18 protein-coding genes are annotated in these 15,402 nt (G+C 66.9%); 5 read left to right on the forward strand and 13 right to left on the reverse strand.

Annotation, left to right across the window (positions count from 1 at the left end):
* Positions 1–379 precede the first annotated feature (379 nt).
* The 3 genes from IAI54_RS09675 to IAI54_RS09685 form a co-directional block, all read right to left on the reverse strand.
* Positions 380–1,261 (reverse strand): ABC transporter permease, encoded by an 882-nt coding sequence (locus IAI54_RS09675; protein ID WP_187972143.1) that lies wholly within the window; start codon positions 1,259–1,261, stop codon positions 380–382.
* Entirely contained in the window at positions 1,258–1,689 is a 432-nt protein-coding gene (locus IAI54_RS09680; protein ID WP_187972144.1) for an endonuclease domain-containing protein, read from the reverse strand. Before IAI54_RS09680 ends, IAI54_RS09675 begins: the two co-directional genes overlap by 4 nt.
* Before the next feature lie 171 nt (positions 1,690–1,860).
* Entirely contained in the window at positions 1,861–2,700 is an 840-nt protein-coding gene (locus IAI54_RS09685; protein WP_187973091.1) for an ABC transporter ATP-binding protein, read from the reverse strand.
* Between the two features lie 60 nt (positions 2,701–2,760).
* Here IAI54_RS09685 and IAI54_RS09690 point away from each other — a divergent pair, with 60 nt between their 5' ends.
* Positions 2,761–3,177, forward strand: a complete 417-nt coding sequence (locus IAI54_RS09690) for a cupin domain-containing protein (RefSeq protein ID WP_187972145.1) — start codon at positions 2,761–2,763, stop codon at positions 3,175–3,177.
* Positions 3,178–3,298: 121 nt separating this feature from the next.
* On the opposite strand, the gene IAI54_RS09695 is transcribed toward IAI54_RS09690, so the two are convergent.
* The 6 genes from IAI54_RS09695 to aptA form a co-directional block, all read right to left on the reverse strand.
* A complete protein-coding gene (locus IAI54_RS09695; RefSeq protein WP_187972146.1) occupies positions 3,299–3,697 on the reverse strand; it encodes a hypothetical protein in 399 nt (132 codons plus the stop codon).
* Positions 3,698–3,704: 7 nt separating this feature from the next.
* Positions 3,705–5,156 (reverse strand): dihydropyrimidinase, encoded by a 1,452-nt coding sequence (gene hydA, locus IAI54_RS09700; protein WP_187972147.1) that lies wholly within the window; start codon positions 5,154–5,156, stop codon positions 3,705–3,707.
* Between the two features lie 113 nt (positions 5,157–5,269).
* Positions 5,270–5,911, reverse strand: a complete 642-nt coding sequence (locus IAI54_RS09705) for a LysE family translocator (RefSeq protein WP_187972148.1) — start codon at positions 5,909–5,911, stop codon at positions 5,270–5,272.
* Positions 5,908–6,345 carry an endonuclease domain-containing protein gene (locus IAI54_RS09710; protein WP_187973092.1) on the reverse strand — a complete coding sequence of 146 codons (438 nt, stop codon included), beginning with the start codon at positions 6,343–6,345 and terminating at the stop codon, positions 5,908–5,910. Before IAI54_RS09710 ends, IAI54_RS09705 begins: the two co-directional genes overlap by 4 nt.
* Positions 6,346–6,667: 322 nt before the next feature.
* A complete protein-coding gene (locus IAI54_RS09715) occupies positions 6,668–7,918 on the reverse strand; it encodes a Zn-dependent hydrolase (protein ID WP_187973093.1) in 1,251 nt (416 codons plus the stop codon).
* Between the two features lie 199 nt (positions 7,919–8,117).
* Entirely contained in the window at positions 8,118–9,446 is a 1,329-nt protein-coding gene (gene aptA, locus IAI54_RS09720; RefSeq protein WP_187972149.1) for an omega-aminotransferase AptA, read from the reverse strand.
* Positions 9,447–9,677: 231 nt separating this feature from the next.
* Here aptA and IAI54_RS09725 point away from each other — a divergent pair, with 231 nt between their 5' ends.
* The gene (locus IAI54_RS09725) at positions 9,678–10,310 is read left to right on the forward strand and encodes a TetR family transcriptional regulator C-terminal domain-containing protein (RefSeq protein WP_187972150.1); all 633 of its coding nucleotides are present in this window, start codon (positions 9,678–9,680) and stop codon (positions 10,308–10,310) included.
* A 71-nt stretch (positions 10,311–10,381) separates the two neighbouring features.
* Positions 10,382–10,594 (forward strand): AbrB/MazE/SpoVT family DNA-binding domain-containing protein, encoded by a 213-nt coding sequence (locus IAI54_RS09730; protein ID WP_187972151.1) that lies wholly within the window; start codon positions 10,382–10,384, stop codon positions 10,592–10,594.
* A 486-nt stretch (positions 10,595–11,080) separates the two neighbouring features.
* On the opposite strand, the gene preA is transcribed toward IAI54_RS09730, so the two are convergent.
* A complete protein-coding gene (gene preA / locus IAI54_RS09735) occupies positions 11,081–12,394 on the reverse strand; it encodes an NAD-dependent dihydropyrimidine dehydrogenase subunit PreA (protein ID WP_187972152.1) in 1,314 nt (437 codons plus the stop codon).
* Positions 12,395–12,478: 84 nt separating this feature from the next.
* On the opposite strand from preA, the gene IAI54_RS09740 reads away from it, so the two are divergent.
* Both IAI54_RS09740 and IAI54_RS09745 read left to right on the forward strand, forming a co-directional pair.
* On the forward strand, positions 12,479–12,709 hold the full coding sequence (locus tag IAI54_RS09740) for a type II toxin-antitoxin system HicB family antitoxin (RefSeq protein ID WP_187972153.1): 231 nt from the start codon (positions 12,479–12,481) through the stop codon (positions 12,707–12,709).
* A 51-nt stretch (positions 12,710–12,760) separates the two neighbouring features.
* The gene (locus IAI54_RS09745) at positions 12,761–12,943 is read left to right on the forward strand and encodes a type II toxin-antitoxin system HicA family toxin (protein ID WP_210321230.1); all 183 of its coding nucleotides are present in this window, start codon (positions 12,761–12,763) and stop codon (positions 12,941–12,943) included.
* A 183-nt stretch (positions 12,944–13,126) separates the two neighbouring features.
* On the opposite strand, the gene IAI54_RS09750 is transcribed toward IAI54_RS09745, so the two are convergent.
* From IAI54_RS09750 to IAI54_RS09760, 3 genes are all read right to left on the reverse strand, one after another.
* Positions 13,127–14,485, reverse strand: coding sequence for an NAD(P)-dependent oxidoreductase (locus IAI54_RS09750; RefSeq protein ID WP_187972155.1), 1,359 nt, complete (start codon positions 14,483–14,485; stop codon positions 13,127–13,129).
* A 200-nt stretch (positions 14,486–14,685) separates the two neighbouring features.
* Positions 14,686–15,081, reverse strand: a complete 396-nt coding sequence (locus IAI54_RS09755) for a type II toxin-antitoxin system VapC family toxin (protein WP_187972156.1) — start codon at positions 15,079–15,081, stop codon at positions 14,686–14,688.
* Entirely contained in the window at positions 15,081–15,326 is a 246-nt protein-coding gene (locus IAI54_RS09760) for a type II toxin-antitoxin system VapB family antitoxin (protein ID WP_187972157.1), read from the reverse strand. Before IAI54_RS09760 ends, IAI54_RS09755 begins: the two co-directional genes overlap by 1 nt.
* Between the last annotated feature and the right edge of the window lie 76 nt (positions 15,327–15,402).

A 15,402-nucleotide genomic window follows, 5' to 3' on the forward strand; every position in this document is an offset into this window, starting at 1 on the left:
GCCGAAGACGTCGCCTTTGCGCCGGCTGATACACCACATCCTGAAGCGGAGCCCTCAGGCCTTGGCGCCACATTCTCAGGCCTTGGCGCCGTACCCCCACCCCTTACCCTGCAGGGGCGAGCCACTCGTCTCGCCCGTCCTTCGGACCCCCTCAAGGGGGAGGGGGACTTGAGACGCCTGCGCCTTGTTCTCCTTTGTGGGGACGTGAGACGCCGGCGACCCCCTCCCCCTTGTGGGGGTCCGAAGGACGGGCGAGACGAGTGGCTCGCCCCTGCAGGGTAACGGGTGGGGGTAGCGGCGCTGACCATCGTACCGTCCAGAGCCACCGTCCCTCCGCCAACTCCCACTATCCTGCCGCCCAGACGCGCCATCACCCCGCTCATGCCGGCCGCCCTCCCATCATCCGCTCCGTGATCCGACCGGCCGCCCCCACGAGGCTGACCAGCAGCACCGCGACCACCGAGCCGGCCACCAGCGCGGCGAACATGTCGATGGTCTGGCTGTAGTAGGACCCGCTGAGGAGCTTGGAGCCGATGCCGGCGACGGCACCCGTCGGCAGTTCGCCGACGATGGCGCCGACGAGGCTCGCGGCCACCGCGACCTTCATCGAGGCGAAGAGGAACGGGACCGAGGCCGGCACGCGCAGCTTCCAGAACACCTGCGATGGGCTGGCGTGATAGGTGTGCATGAGATCGAGATGGGTGAGCTCGGGCGAGCGCAGGCCCTTCACCATGCCGACGGCGACGGGGAAGAACGACAGATAGGTCGAGATCAGCGCCTTTGGGATCAGCCCGGTGATGCCCACGGCGGCGAGCACCACGATGATCATCGGCGCCAGCGCCAGGATCGGGATCGTCTGCGAGGTGATGATCCAGGGCATCAGCGACCGGTCGAGCGTGACGACGTGGACGATGCCGACCGCGATCGCGATTCCGAGGATGGTGCCGAAGGCGAAGCCGAGCACGGTGGACGAGAGCGTCACGGCGGCGTGGTAGACGAGGCTGCGGCTCGACGAGACCTTCCGGAAGAAGGTGTTCTCGACGAAGTTCGTCGCCACCTGGTGCGGTGCCGGCAGGGTCGGCTTGGGCTGGGACATGGTCTTGACCACGAATTCCCACGTCGTCGGCGTCTCGCCTGCCCGGCGGTCGAGATCGCGCTGGAACGGCGCGTTCATGGCATAGGCGCCGACATACCAGGCCACGACGATGGCGGCGAGGATGGCGGTGACGGGGATGATCTTGTCGATGAGACGGTCGGTCATGGGTGGCACCGATCCCCCTCCCCCTTGTGGGGAGGGGTTAGGGGTGGGGGTAGCAGCGCGTCGTCCATGAGCCCGAGTTCGCGCAGAATCTCCGCGAGGCACCCGTCGAACGCCGATGCCAATTCACCTGTATTCAGATGAACAACCCGGTAGCCTTGGCTCGCCAGCCACGCGTCGCGCTTGCGATCCCGGTCGATACCTTCCGGCGTGAAATGGTGTTCGCCGTCGATTTCGACGACCAGCCGATGCTCATGAACGACGAAATCGACGATGAACGGACCAAGGGGAGCCTGACGCCGTACGTGGATGCCATAGAGCCTGCGAAACTGGCGAAGCTCGGACCAGAGTCGCCGCTCGCCCTCGGTCATGTTTCGCCGCAGGCGTCGCGCACGTACCCTCGTGATGGGATTGATCGAACTCGGCGACATCAGAACCCCCACCCCTCACCCCTCCCCACAAGGGGGAGGGGGACGCAAACGCCGCGACCAGTCTCCAACATCCAGCCTCGCGCCGCCACCCCCACCCGGCCGCTGCGCGGCCACCCTCTCCGCAAGGGGGAGGGTCGAGGCGCGCGCTGCGGGGAGGGTCGGATCCTTCGCTCAATCCTCATAGCTGTGCCCTGCCCTCAGCCCTTCGCGCACCCGGTGCGCGATCGCCAGGAATTCGGGGGTCTCGCGGATGTCGAGCGGCCGCTCCTTCGGCAGCGTCGAGACGATGACGTCGGTGACGCGGCCGGGGCGCGGGCTCATCACCACGATCTTGGTCGAGAGATAGACGGCCTCGGGTATCGAATGGGTGACGAAGCAGATCGTCTTGTTCGTGCGCGCCCAGAGTTCGAGCAGCTGCTCGTTGAGGTGGTCGCGGACGATCTCGTCGAGCGCCCCGAAGGGCTCGTCCATCAGGAGCAGGTCGGCGTCGAAGGCTAGCGCGCGGGCGATCGAGGCGCGCTGCTGCATGCCACCGGAGAGCTGCCAGGGAAACTTCTTCTCGAACCCGGAGAGGTTGACGAGGTCGAGCGTGCGCTTCACCCGCTCGCGCTGCTCGGCCGCCCGGATGCCCATGATCTCGAGCGGCAGGGCGACGTTCTTCTCGATCGTGCGCCAGGGATAGAGCGCGGCGGCCTGGAAGACGTAGCCATAGGCGCGGCGGCGCCGCGCCTCCTCCGGGCTCATGCCGTTGACGCTGATGGTGCCGCCCGTCGGCCGTTCCAGATCGGCGATGACCCGCAGGAACGTCGTCTTGCCGCAGCCCGACGGGCCGATGAAGGAGACGAACTCGCCCCGGCCGATGTCGAGATCGACATTCGAGAGCGCATGAACCGGACCGTCGCCGGTCTGGAAGGTCAGGTTGAGCCCCTTGGCCCTGATCACCGAATCCGCCGTCAAATCCGCCTCTGCCCCAATACACGTCTCAAGACTGTACCCCCGTTGCACTGTCATCATAGAAGGGACTCTTCGGCTGTGCAGCAAGGCCGATGCGAAAAATGTGGAGGAACACCGATGTCAACGCCGATTGCCCCTGACGGATGCCGCCGCCTTCGCCCCGGCAAGACCTATGGCGGCAAGCAGGGCTTCGACTATTTCGAGGGCGTGGCGCGCGAGACGGTCGGTTCTTCCGGCATCTGCATGCACCTTCTGACCGTGCCGCCGGGCGGGCGAGCCAAGGCCCACAAGCACGACAGCCACGAGACCGCCATCTACGTGCTGTCGGGCACCGCCGTCATGTACTGGGGCGAGCGGCTGGAAAACTGCATGGAAACCGCGGCCGGCGACATGGTGTACATCCCCGCCAACATGCCGCATCTCCCGGTCAACCGCTCGTCCGAGCCGGTCACGGCGGTGATCGCGCGCACCGATCCCAGCGAGCAGGAAAGCGTGACGCTGCTGCCGGAGCTGGAGGCGCTGGTTCCCGTCTGACGCGGCAGCCGCGCGGCAGAATGCCGCCTCCCCTCGCGCAATGCCGGCTTGGCGGCAGCCGGCCTCGCGCGATGGCCGTGCGCCGGAGTGGAACCGCCATCGACCTGCCGAACCGCGCGGCCTAGTCGCATGGCGCCACCTCGTCGCGCAGGTTTCCGTCGCCGTCGGTGATCCGCTTCGTGCGCGCCTCCGGCTCCCAGGGATCGCGGACGATGAAGGTTTCGGCGGTGAGCACGTCCTCGCCCTCGTGGCCGCAGAGCGCCGTGACGACCGAGGCTCCGCTGCCGCGCAGCACCGACAGGAATTCGCAGTCCGAAACATAGGTCTCCAGCCCGTCCGGCCGCAGCACGACGAGCGTGTCGTCGGCGTCGCGCGATCCGCCCTGGTGGTAGGCGCAGCCCGCTGCGTTGCCCCAGACGCCGGTGAGCCAAGGGCCGTCCGATGCCGCGACGGCCGGTCCGTCGGCGGTGCAGGCCGCCGACGTCGAGAGGCTGAGAAACGCGGCGAGGAGCGGCCGCATCGGCCGATCACACGCCGCTGGCGGGAATCCCCGACCGCTCCACCTTGCGCGGCGCGACCAGTTCCTTCCAGGTCGACAGGGCCTTGTTGGCCGCCATGAAGGGCTCGCGGCCGACGAACCGGCCGTGCCCGGGCTTTGCCTGCACCGCGCCGTTGTCGACGGCGACCGCGCCGCGGGTCAGCACGTATTTCGGCAGGCCCTTCACCGTGATGCCCTCGAAGACGTTGTAGTCGATCGCCGACTGCTGGCTGCCGGCCGAGATGGTCTTGGTCGCTTCCGGATCCCAGACGATCAGATCGGCGTCGGCGCCTTCGACGACCGCGCCCTTCTTCGGGTACATGTTGAGGATCTTGGCGATGTTGGTGGAGGTGACGGCCACGAACTCGTTCATGGTCAGCCGGCCGGTGCCGACGCCGTAGGTCCACAGCACCGGCAGCCGGTCTTCGAGCCCGCCCGTGCCGTTCGGGATCTTGGTGAAGTCGCCGACGCCAAAACGTTTCTGCTCGGTGGTGAAGGCGCAGTGGTCGGTCGCAACGACCTGCAGCGAGCCCGAAGACAGGCCGGCCCAGAGCGAATCCTGGTGCTGCTTGTTGCGGAAGGGCGGGCTCATGACGCGGCGTGCCGCGTGGTCCCAGTCGGGATTGGCGTATTCGCTCTCGTCGAGCACCAGATGCTGCACCAGCGGCTCGCCATAGACGCGCATGCCCTTCTGCCGCGCCCGGCGGATCGCCTCGTGGCTCTGCTCGCAGGAGGTGTGGACGACGTAGAGCGGCACGCCGGCCATGTCGGCGATCATGATGGCGCGGTTGGTCGCCTCGCCTTCCACTTCCGGCGGGCGCGAATAGGCATGCGCCTCGGGGCCGTCATTGCCTTCGGCCAGCAGCTTCTGCTGCAGCGCGGCCACCACGTCGCCGTTCTCGGCATGGACCAGCGGCAGGCCGCCGATCTCGGCGCAGCGCTGGAAGGAGGCCAGCATCTCGTCGTCGTTGACCATCAGCGCGCCCTTGTAGGCCATGAAGTGCTTGAAGGAGGTGATGCCCTTCTCGACCACCTTCGGCATCTCGTCGAAGACCTGCTCGCCCCACCAGGTGATGGCCATGTGGTAGGAATAGTCGCAGCAGGCGCGCGTCGACTTGTTCGACCACATGTCGATGGCCTGGAGCAGCGACTGGCCCGGGTTGGGCAGGCAGAAGTCGACCACCATGGTGGTGCCGCCCGACAGCGCCGCGCGCGTGCCGCTCTCGAAATCATCCGAGGAATAGGTGCCCATGAAGGGCATTTCGAGATGGGTGTGCGGATCGATACCGCCGGGCATGACGTAGCAGCCGGTGGCGTCGATGACGTGGTCGCCCGAGAGGTTCTGGCCGATCGCGGCGATGGTATCGCCCTTGATCAGCACGTCGGCCTTGAAGGTGCGGTCGGCGGTGACGATGGTTCCGTTCTTGATGACTGTGGACATGGTGTTCCCCGTGTTTGGCGTCGACTAGGACTTGGATGAAATTTCGGGCGGCACCAGCCGGTCCGCTCCCGCGGCGACGGCTCGGATCCCGGTGCCTCGTACTCCCGCCCGGCTCACGGTCGCCACGTCGCGAGCTTGAGGCCGAAGCCCACGAAGACCACGCCGGTAACCGCCTTAACCGCGCGCTGGACGCGCCCGGCGCGGGCCGCCGCCGAGAGGCGGTCGAACAGGAGGACGATCGGCCCGAACCAGGCGACGTTCAGGCAGGCGTGGACGAGGACGAGGACGAGCAGGTAGGCGGCGAGCGGGGAGACGACGTCGGGCGGTGCGAATTGCGGGAAGGCGGCGACGTAGAACATCGCCACTTTCGGGTTGAGCGCATTGGTGAGGAACCCCTCGCCGAAGGCCCTGGCGAGCGTGCGCCGCCGCCTTGCCGGCGCGACCTGCGCCAGCTTCGCCGGTGCGCCGCGCCAGGCCTCGACCAGCGCCTTCAGGCCGATCCAGACGAGATAGGCGGCACCGACGAGCTTCACCGCCATGAAGAGGTGTGCCGACTGCAGCAGCAGCACCGACAGGCCGAAGATCGCGAAGCTGCCGTGGACGAAGAAGGCGACCACGAAGCCCGCGATGGTGGCAAACCCCGCCGCGCGGCCCGACGTCGGCACCGTCCTGACAATCAGCACGCCGTTCGGGCCGGGCGACATGATCAGCAGCGCGGCCATGGCGGCGAAGGCGAGGACGGTGGCGAGGGTCATGCGGCACCGTCCTTCTGGGAAATCGCTGAAGTCAGGCTACCCTCACCTCTTATCACTTCCCTCAAGGCGGAGGAGCGCGCAGACGCATCAGAATCCCCCTCCCCCTTGAGGGGAGGGGTAAGGGGTGGGGGTGATGCCGCCAGACCCAGCACTCCAAGTATCTCTTCGATGCACCCATCAAAACTGTCGACGAGCTCGCCGGACCGTAGCACCCTGTAGCCGACCCCCGCCAGCCAGGCGGCCCGGCGCGCGTCCCGCGCCCTCCCCTCGGCCGTGAAATGATGCTCGCCGTCGACCTCTATGATCAACCGATGCTCCTGAACGACGAAATCGACGACGTAGGGACCGATCTGCGCCTGCCTGCGTACGTGGACGCCATACCAACGGCGAAACTGCCTCAGTTCGGACCACAATCGACGCTCTCCGCCGGTCATCGTCCGGCGCAGGCGGCGTGCGCGATCGATGGCTGAATGAGGCACCAGGCTTGGCAACGTCGCTACCTTCACCCCTTACCCCTCCCCTCAAGGGGGAGGGGGATTCCGAGGCGGCGCCGCGTGGCATCGCCTCGAGAAGGACGGAGGAGAGTGAAGCGGACGGTTTCGGTCCCTCTGATCATTGCCCCCTCGTTGTTGTTCCGGTTTTGCAGCACTTGGAGATGGCCAGGGTCGGAGAAAGATAAATTGCCTGTGTTGCCGCACCTTTGTTCAGATCGGGCAAGGCTGCCCCGCGCTGTTGCCGAAGTCCACGGCCCTTCGCCTACTCCACGATCCCCGCCGTCTCCACCACCGCGTGGAACAGCACGTCGGCGCCGGCGGCGGCCCATTCCTTCGAGATCTCCTCGGCTTCGTTGTGCGACAGGCCGTCGACGCAGGGGCACATGATCATGGCGGTGGGGGCGACGCGGTTGATCCAGCAGGCGTCGTGGCCGGCGCCAGAGACGATGTCGCGGTGCGAATAGCCGAGCCGCTCGGCAGCGTCGCGCACCGCCTTCACGCAGCCCTCGTCGAAGGTCACCGGGTCGAAATGGCCGACCGGCTCCACCTCGAAGGAGATGTCGAGCGCCTCGCAGATCGTGGCGATGCCGTCCTCGATGCGCGCCCGCATCTCGTCGAGGACGTCCTTGTGCGGGCAGCGGATGTCGATGGTGAAGACGACCTTGCCCGGGATGACGTTGCGCGAGTTCGGATAGACCTCGACATGGCCGACCGCGCCGACGGCGTCCGGCTGGTACTCCATGGCGATCTCGTGGACGAGTTCGGTGACGCGGGCCATGCCGAGCCCGGCATTGCGGCGCTTGGGCATCGGCGTCGAGCCGGTGTGGGCGTCCTTGCCGGTGAGCGTCACCTGCAGCCACCACAGGCCCTGGCCGTGGGTGACGACGCCGATGTCGACGCCCTCGTCCTCCAGGATCGGACCCTGCTCGATATGCAGCTCGAAGAAGGCGTGCATCTTCCGCGCACCGACTTTCTCCTCGCCCTTCCAGCCGATGCGCTCCAGCTCGTCGCCGAAGCGCTTGCCCCTGGCGTCCTTGCGGTCATAGGCCCAGTCGAGTTCGTGCATGCCGGCGAAGACGCCGGAGGCGAGCATGGCCGGGGCGAAGCGCGTGCCCTCCTCGTTCGTCCAGTTGGCGACGACGATCGGGTGCTTCGTCCGGATGCCGAGATCGTTCAGCGTGCGCACGACCTCCAGACCGCCCAGCACGCCGAGCACGCCGTCATACTTGCCGCCCGTCGGCTGGGTGTCGAGATGGCTGCCGACATAGACCGGCAGCGCCTCCGGGTCGGTGCCCTCGCGGCGGGCGAACATGTTGCCCATCTGGTCGACGCCCATCGACAGCCCCGCCGCCTCGCACCAGGACTGGAACAGGCGGCGCCCCTCGCCGTCCTCGTCGGTCAGCGTCTGGCGGTTGTTGCCGCCCGCGACGCCCGGACCGATCTTCGCCATCTCCATGAGGGATTCCCACAAACGATCGGGATTGATTCGCAGATTCTCGCCGGGTGCGGGCATCATCAGTCTCTCCGGAGTTCCCCTCCCCCTTGCGGAGAGGGGTCAGGGGTGGGGGTGGTTCCGCCGGGCTCGGCGGGACGCGGTATTCTGTGCCCGTCCGACCACCGTCACGCCGCAAGTGCTGGTTCGGAGGCGGAGGCGCGCGGCGCGGCGACCCCCACCCCTGGCCCCTCCCCGCAAGGGGGAGGGGTAAGGCGCGTCAGTCGACCTCGTGCAGCACGGTGCGCACGCAGTCGATCAGCTCGTCGATCTGGCCCTTCTCGATGATCAGCGGCGGCGACAGCGCGATGATGTCGCCGGTGGTGCGGATCAGGCAGCCCTTCTCGAAGGCCTTCACGAAGGCCGAGAAGGCGCGCTTGGTGGGCTGGCCGGCGATCGGGGCGAGCTCGATGGCGCCGACGAGGCCGATGTTGCGGATGTCGATGACGTTGGGCGCGTCCTTCAGCGAGTGCAGCGCCTCTTCCCAGTAGGGCGCGAGCTCGGCGCCGCGGGTGAGCAGCCCTTCCTCCCTGTAGGTGTCGAGCGTTGCGAGAGCGGCCGCGCAGGCGATCGGGTTGCCCGAATAGGTGTACCCGTGGAAGAACTCGATCATGTGCTCGGGGCCGGTCATGAAGGCGTCGTGGATCTCCTTCTTCACGAACACCGCGCCCATCGGGATGACGCCGTTGGAGACGCCCTTGGCGGTGGTCATGATGTCCGGCACGACGTCGAAATAATCGGCCGCGAAGGGCGTGCCGAGACGTCCGAAACCGGTGATGACCTCGTCGAAGATCAAAAGGATGCCGTGCTTGGTGCAGATGTCGCGCAGCTTCTTCAGGTAGCCCTTCGGCGGGATGAGAACGCCCGTGGAGCCCGCGACCGGCTCGACGATGACGGCGGCGATCGTCGAGGCGTCGTGCAGCGTGACGATGCGCTCCAGCTCGTCGGCGAGCTCCGCGCCATGCTCCGGCTCGCCCTTCGTGAAGGCGTTCTTCGCCGGCTGGTGGGTGTGCGGCATGTGGTCGACGCCGCCGAGCAGCGTGCCGAACATCTTGCGGTTGGTGACGATGCCGCCGACCGAGATGCCGCCGAAATTCACCCCGTGATAGCCGCGCTCACGGCCGATCAGCCGCGTGCGGGCGCCCTCGCCGCGGGCGCGGTGATAGGCGATCGCCATTTTCAGCGCGGTTTCGACCGATTCCGAACCCGAATTGGTGAAGAAGACGTGATCCATGCCCTCCGGCGCCACGTCGACCAGCCGGTTGGCCAGTTCGAAGACGATCGGATGCCCCATCTGGAAGGCCGGCGCATAGTCGAGCTCGGCCGCCTGGTGCTGGATCGCTTCGGTGATCTTGGGCCGGCAATGCCCGGCGTTCACGCACCACAGGCCGGCCGTGCCGTCGAGAACCTTGCGGCCGTCGGTGGTGGTGTAGTGCATGTCCTTGGCCGACGCCAGCATGCGCGGCGCCTGCTTGAACTGGCGGTTGGACGTGAATGGCATCCAGAACGCGGACAGATCGTTCGGCGCCACATTGAGACGGTTCGACATACCAAGCCTTTCGCTTTTTGCTTGTTTCCCCTCGCCCGGTGCCGGCCAACGCTTGGTTGATTGCGCGCCTGAGCGCTTGCAATTTTTGACCGATTGGACAAACGTTAGCATCGCCACATGAGCGGTCAAGGGAAGAATAGCCTAAAGCCACGGTCCCGGGTGCCCTCCACGGGCGGGCCACGAACTGGTCCAGCCGATTGGGCCACACGTGAGCATCGAAAGGACGGCGGAATGGAACAGGCGGCCCGCAAGCCTCGCACGCGCATCCAGATCGAGAAGCGCGAACTCATCCTCGAGGCGGCGCTGGAGATCTTCGCCCAGCACGGCTTCCGCGGCGCCACCATCGACCAGATCGCCGAGGCGGCCGGCATGTCGAAGCCGAATCTGCTCTATTATTTCAGGAGCAAGGACGACATCCACCGCACGCTGATCCAGCGCCTGCTCGACACCTGGCTGGCGCCGCTGCGCGAGATCGACGACGTCGGCGACCCCGTCACCGAACTGCGCAGCTACATCCGCCGCAAGCTGGAGATGGCGCGCGACTATCCGCGCGAAAGCCGCCTCTTCGCCAACGAGATCCTGCAGGGCGCGCCGCGCGTGCTGCCGATGCTGGAGGGCGAGCTGAAGACGCTGGTCGACGAAAAGGTGCAGGTCATCAAGGGGTGGATGCGCTCCGGAAAGATCGCCCGCACCGACCCCTACCACCTGATCTTCGCCATCTGGGCAACGACGCAGCACTATGCCGACTTCGACGTCCAGGTCCGCGCCGTGCTGGGGCCGGCCCGCGACGGCGAGGGCCGCTTCGAGGACGCGGCGCGATTCCTTGAGCAGCTGTTCGTGGAGGGGTTGCGGGTGAAGGGGTGATGGCGCCGAAGACATTGTCGGAGCGGCCGGAAGATCCTAGATTGCCGGCATCGCCTCCGGAGCCGCAAGACATGTCCGCGACAGCAACGATCTCGACCGAGTTCCAGATCTCGATTCCCAAAGCCGTGCGCGACGCCCGGGGATGGCGGCCCGGCCAGAAGCTCGCCTTCGTTCCCCAGGGCGGCGGCGTCATGCTGGTGCCGGTGCCGGAACTGGACGATCTTCTCGGCATCCTTCCCGACGCAGACCCGTCCGGCTATCGCGACCGGAACGACCGCTATTGATGCGGGTCGTCGATACGTCCGCCCGGATCGAGGGGATCATCAGGGGGCGGCGTGGGAGGCTCCGGTCGGAGTTTCCGCCGAAGGATCGCTGGGTGGTACCGACGATCGTGCAGTTCGAATTGGCCAAGTGGCTCGCACGGGAAGCGCCGCAGGACCTTGCGAAAAGCCTGATCGCGTTCTCGACCCAGTGCATCGTCATCGACCTCGACACGGCGATTGCGCTCCGCGCCGCGGCGCCGGCACCCAAGCCGGTAGCGGCCAGACCGCAGCCGCCCGCAGCCGGACCGGAAGCGTCCCGGCAGGATGGCGAGGCCGTGCGGAGGATCATGCGGCTGGCGGCCAGGGATAAGCACTGGCTGCCGCTGTCGGAGATCGGCCAGCTCATCCGCCGCGCGCCGTCCTGCGCTGCGCTCGGACGCCGTTCCGGGATGACGAAGGCCGTCGCCCGCAAGGCTGCTGCGCTGGGCGACGGCGTCGCGGCGCCCCCTACTCCGCCGCCACCTGGGCCGAGGGGTTGTTGGGGTGCGTCGTCCAGTTGGCGTAGACGGGCTTGACCACCTCGCCCGTGCGCTTGTCGAGCGTGCCGGCGGGCAGCGGCTCCATGGTGATGCAGTTCTCGACCGGGCAGACGTTGACGCAGAGGTTGCAGCCGACGCACTCCTCCTCCATCACCTCGAAATGCCGCGCGCCGTCGACCAGCGCCGTGATCGCCTGGTGGGACGTGTCCTCGCAGGCGATGTGGCAGCGGCCGCACTTGATGCAGAGATCCTGGTTGATCTTCGCCTTGGCGACGTAGTTGAGGTTGAGATACTGCCAGTCGGTGACGTTGGGCGTGGCCCGGCCGATGATGTCGGTGAGCCGGCGGTGGCCCTTGGCGTCCATCCAGGCTTCCAGACCGGCGATCATCTCCTGCACGACCTTGAAGCCGTAGGTCATGGCCGCCGTACACACCTGCACGTTGCCCGCCCCGAGCGCCATGAACTCGGCCGCGTCGCGCCAGGTGGTGATGCCGCCGATGCCGGAGATCGGCAGGCCTGCGGTTTCGGGATCGCGCGCGATCTCGGCCACCATGTTCATGGCGATCGGCTTCACCGCCGGGCCGCAATAGCCGCCATGCGTGCCCTTGCCGTCGATCATCGGCTCCGGCGAGAAGGTGTCGAGATTGACGCCGGTGATGGAATTGATGGTGTTGATCAGCGACACCGCGTCGGTGCCGCCGGCATGGGCGGCGCGCGCGGGCTTGCGGATGTCGGAGATGTTGGGCGTGAGCTTGGTGATGACCGGCATGCGCGTGTTGGCCTTGCACCAGCGCACGACCATCTCGACATATTCGGGCACCTGGCCGACCGCCGCCCCCATGCCGCGCTCGCTCATGCCGTGCGGGCAGCCGAAATTGAGCTCGATGCCGTCGGCCTCGGTCTCCTCGACCAGCGGCAGGATGGCCTTCCAGGCCTCCTCCACGCAGGGCACCATCAGCGACACGACCAGCGCCCGGTCGGGCCAGTTCTTCTTGACCTGCTTGATCTCGCGCAGGTTCACGTAGAGGTCGCGGTCGGTGATGAGCTCGATGTTGTTCAAGCCGAGCAGCCGCCGGTCGGCGCCCCAGATCGCGCCGTAGCGCGGGCCGTTGACGTTGACGACGGGCGGCCCCTCCTCGCCGAGCGTCTTCCACACGACCCCGCCCCAGCCCGCCTTGAAGGCGCGCTCGACATTGTAGGCCTTGTCGGTCGGCGGCGCCGAGGCCAGCCAGAAGGGATTGGGCGACTTGATGCCGACGAAGGTGCTGGAAAGGTCTGCCATGGATGTTCCTCCAAGGATTGAGGACGGGATGTCTATTTGCTAGGCTGCCACAAGATGAAAACGGACGTGATAGGGACGGACGCCATGGCAGCGGAACGGAGCTTCACGATCAATCTCCACCCGCAGCCCGAAGGTGGCTTTACCGTGCTCGTCCCGGCGCTGCCGGAAGTGGTGACCGAAGGCGACACCCGCGAGGAAGCGCTCGCCAACGCGCGCGACGCCATCGAACTCGTCCTCGACATGTACCGGGCCGAGGGCCGGACCATTCCGGAGGACGTGCCGACCGTAACGGTGCAACTGACCATCGCCGCGTGAGGCATGGCCAAGTCGCCGGCCCTGAGCGGGAAGGCCTTGGTCAGAGCCCTGATGAGGGCTGGTTTCACGATCGACCGCACGAGCGGAAGTCACCACATCCTCAAGCATCCCGGACCGCCTCCCCGCAGCGTCACTGTGCCGGTGCACGGCAATCAGGAACTCAAGCGCGCGACCGTGGCCGGCATTCTCAAACAGGCCGGAATCACCCTCGAGGACCTCGTCGACCTGCTTTAGGCCCGCGCGACGGATCGTGCCGGCACTCGAAGACGAGACCGCATTGCTGGCCTTCGTGGAACCATGGTCGGTCCGGTCGCCTCGAAGGCTACCCATGGTTGGTTCTCTCCAACCGATGACTGTCGCGGAGACGTCAAGGTCCGTGCCGACGCCCCATGCCCGGGCTCTGGTCTGCGTGGCCATTCAGCCACCCGCCAGCACCCGGTGCATGCTCTCCGCCGCATCTCGCCCTGCGGCGACGGCTGCCACCGTCAGGTCCTCGCGGGCGTCGGCCACGCAGTCACCGCCGGCCCAGACCTTGGGCATCGAGGTGCGGCCTTCGGCGTCGACCCTGATGCGGCCGCGCTCGAGGGCGATCTTCGCGCCCGAGCCGTTCAGCGGCGCGGCGTCGAAGGACTGGCCGATCGCCTTGAACACCTGATCGGCGGCGAGCGTCACGGTCTCGCCGGTGCCGACGAGCCTGCCGTCCGAGACGGTCGTGTATTCGAGCTCGATGCCGACGGTCGTGCCGTCGCTGCCCACGATGCGCTTCGGCTGCAGCCAGTGGCGGATGGTGACGCCGTTGGCGGCGGCCAGATCCTGCTCGTAGGTCGAGGCGTTCATGCTCTCCTTGCCGCGGCGGTAGCAGATCGTCACCTCCTCTGCGCCGAGCAGCTTGGCCTGCACCGCCGCGTCGATGGCAGTCATGCCGCCGCCGAGCACGACGACGCGCCGGCCGACCGGTAGCGACGCGAGGTCGCTCGCCTGGCGCAGTTCGGCGATGAAATCGACCGCGTCGCGCACGCCCTCGGCCTCCTCGCCCTCGCCGCCCAGCGCATTGACGCCGGCAAGTCCCATGCCGAGGAACACGGCGTCATGGGTCGAGGCGAGCTCGGAGAGCGAGAGATCGCGGCCGAGCGCCTTGCCGTTCTCGACCGTGATGCCGCCGACGTCGAGGATGTAGTCGACCTCCGCCTGGGCGAAGCCGTCGACCGCCTTGTAGGCGGCGATGCCATATTCGTTGAGGCCGCCGGACTTCGGCTTCGCCTCGAAGATGGTGACGTCGTGGCCCTTCACCGCCAGGCGATGCGCGCAGGCGAGGCCGGCCGGGCCGGCGCCGACGACGGCGACCCGCTTACCGGTCGGCGCCGCGCGTGGAAAGAACTGCTTGCCCTGCGCCATGGCGACGTCGGTGGCGTAGCGCTGCAAGCGGCCGATCTGCACCGGCTTGCCCTCCGCCACCTCGCGCACGCAGACTTCCTCGCAGAGCGTCTCTGTCGGGCAGACGCGGGCGCACATGCCGCCGAGGATGTTCTGCTCCAGGATCGTCTTGGCCGAACCGAGCGGATTGCCGGTCGCGATCTGGCGGATGAACAGCGGGATGTCGATCGATGTCGGACAGGCCTGCATGCAGGGCGCGTCGTAGCAGAAATAGCAGCGATCGGCCTCGACCACCGCCTCGTGCCGGTCGAGCGGCGGATGCAGGTCGGAGAAATTGTCGGCATATTGCGTCGCCGGGAGCCTGCCGGGGGCGATCCCATCCTTGAAAAGGCCTGCAGCCATTCCTGTTCCCCATTCTTGGTTTCGGGAAACGCTAGCGCAGAAAAGTTTTTTTATCAATTGGTCAATTTTTCAAATCGACGCGCAAGTGATTGGAAATATGACGATAAATGTCATGTTATTGCCAGAGGCGGCGGGTACAGGAGGTACGAAGGCGGGTCAAAGCCATCAAGCTGATCGATCAAGCGGGGCCCAGGATCCGGTCAGGCTTTCGCGATGTCCGTCCGCTCGAAATCGCTGCCCTTGAACAGAACGGGAAGGCCGGTGCGCCGGGCTGCCGCGTAAGACAGGCAATCGCCAAAATTCAGCCTGGCCGGATGCGTGGTCCCACGTCCGAATCGCGCGAAGGCATCGACGGCGATCTCGTAGCTGTCGCGGTCGAGCGGGATCATCTCGATACCGGCCTCGCGCAGGAACCGCGTCACGAGTTCGCTCGCCCGCCGATAGTCTTTGATGACGCGTCCGACCGCGAGTGCTGCCTCGAACGCATTGACGACCGACGTCTTTCGAACGACAGCAGTCGCGATCCGCTGAAGGAAGAAGTCCTTTTCCGGCTCCTGCAGCAGAATGGCGACGAGGGCCGAGGTTTCAACGAACATCAGTCGTCTTGGCCCCACATCTCGTCCATGAAAGCCTTTTCGTCGAACGGCTCCTTCGATCGCCGCGCCCGGATTTCGGCGAGGATGGGCTCGATCCTGGCGGCGATATTGCTCGCCGCGGGAGCGGTAGCCGCCTCCGCCTCGGCGATCGCAGCGCGGATGGCCGCCGTCACGTCGAGGCCGCGGCGGGCTGCGAATTCGCGCACCACCCGCGCGGTCTCCTCGTCCTGGATGTGGATACCCATCACCTCACCTCGCGCAAGCCCGGACGGACACATGGTAGCGCAAGCGGGGCGAAGGGTACACAGTGCGGTCTGGCGG

The organism is Aquibium microcysteis, from assembly GCF_014495845.1.
Classification (GTDB): domain Bacteria; phylum Pseudomonadota; class Alphaproteobacteria; order Rhizobiales; family Rhizobiaceae; genus Aquibium; species Aquibium microcysteis.

Bases quoted from the DNA above. Each gene is read 5' to 3' on its own strand.
- IAI54_RS09710 (WP_187973092.1), bottom strand. From the start codon at position 6,345: ATGACCGGCGGAGAGCGTCGATTGTGGTCCGAACTGAGGCAGTTTCGC.
- IAI54_RS09705 (WP_187972148.1), bottom strand. From the start codon at position 5,911: ATGACCCTCGCCACCGTCCTCGCCTTCGCCGCCATGGCCGCGCTGCTG.
- aptA (WP_187972149.1), bottom strand. From the start codon at position 9,446: ATGTCGAACCGTCTCAATGTGGCGCCGAACGATCTGTCCGCGTTCTGG.
- IAI54_RS09725 (WP_187972150.1), top strand. From the start codon at position 9,678: ATGGAACAGGCGGCCCGCAAGCCTCGCACGCGCATCCAGATCGAGAAG.
- IAI54_RS09685 (WP_187973091.1), bottom strand. From the start codon at position 2,700: ATGACAGTGCAACGGGGGTACAGTCTTGAGACGTGTATTGGGGCAGAG.
- IAI54_RS09715 (WP_187973093.1), bottom strand. From the start codon at position 7,918: ATGCCCGCACCCGGCGAGAATCTGCGAATCAATCCCGATCGTTTGTGG.
- IAI54_RS09760 (WP_187972157.1), bottom strand. From the start codon at position 15,326: ATGGGTATCCACATCCAGGACGAGGAGACCGCGCGGGTGGTGCGCGAA.
- IAI54_RS09695 (WP_187972146.1), bottom strand. From the start codon at position 3,697: ATGCGGCCGCTCCTCGCCGCGTTTCTCAGCCTCTCGACGTCGGCGGCC.
- IAI54_RS09680 (WP_187972144.1), bottom strand. From the start codon at position 1,689: ATGTCGCCGAGTTCGATCAATCCCATCACGAGGGTACGTGCGCGACGC.
- IAI54_RS09740 (WP_187972153.1), top strand. From the start codon at position 12,479: ATGGCAGCGGAACGGAGCTTCACGATCAATCTCCACCCGCAGCCCGAA.
- hydA (WP_187972147.1), bottom strand. From the start codon at position 5,156: ATGTCCACAGTCATCAAGAACGGAACCATCGTCACCGCCGACCGCACC.
- preA (WP_187972152.1), bottom strand. From the start codon at position 12,394: ATGGCAGACCTTTCCAGCACCTTCGTCGGCATCAAGTCGCCCAATCCC.
- IAI54_RS09690 (WP_187972145.1), top strand. From the start codon at position 2,761: ATGTCAACGCCGATTGCCCCTGACGGATGCCGCCGCCTTCGCCCCGGC.
- IAI54_RS09755 (WP_187972156.1), bottom strand. From the start codon at position 15,081: ATGTTCGTTGAAACCTCGGCCCTCGTCGCCATTCTGCTGCAGGAGCCG.
- IAI54_RS09745 (WP_210321230.1), top strand. From the start codon at position 12,761: ATGAGGGCTGGTTTCACGATCGACCGCACGAGCGGAAGTCACCACATC.
- IAI54_RS09675 (WP_187972143.1), bottom strand. From the start codon at position 1,261: ATGACCGACCGTCTCATCGACAAGATCATCCCCGTCACCGCCATCCTC.
- IAI54_RS09730 (WP_187972151.1), top strand. From the start codon at position 10,382: ATGTCCGCGACAGCAACGATCTCGACCGAGTTCCAGATCTCGATTCCC.
- IAI54_RS09750 (WP_187972155.1), bottom strand. From the start codon at position 14,485: ATGGCTGCAGGCCTTTTCAAGGATGGGATCGCCCCCGGCAGGCTCCCG.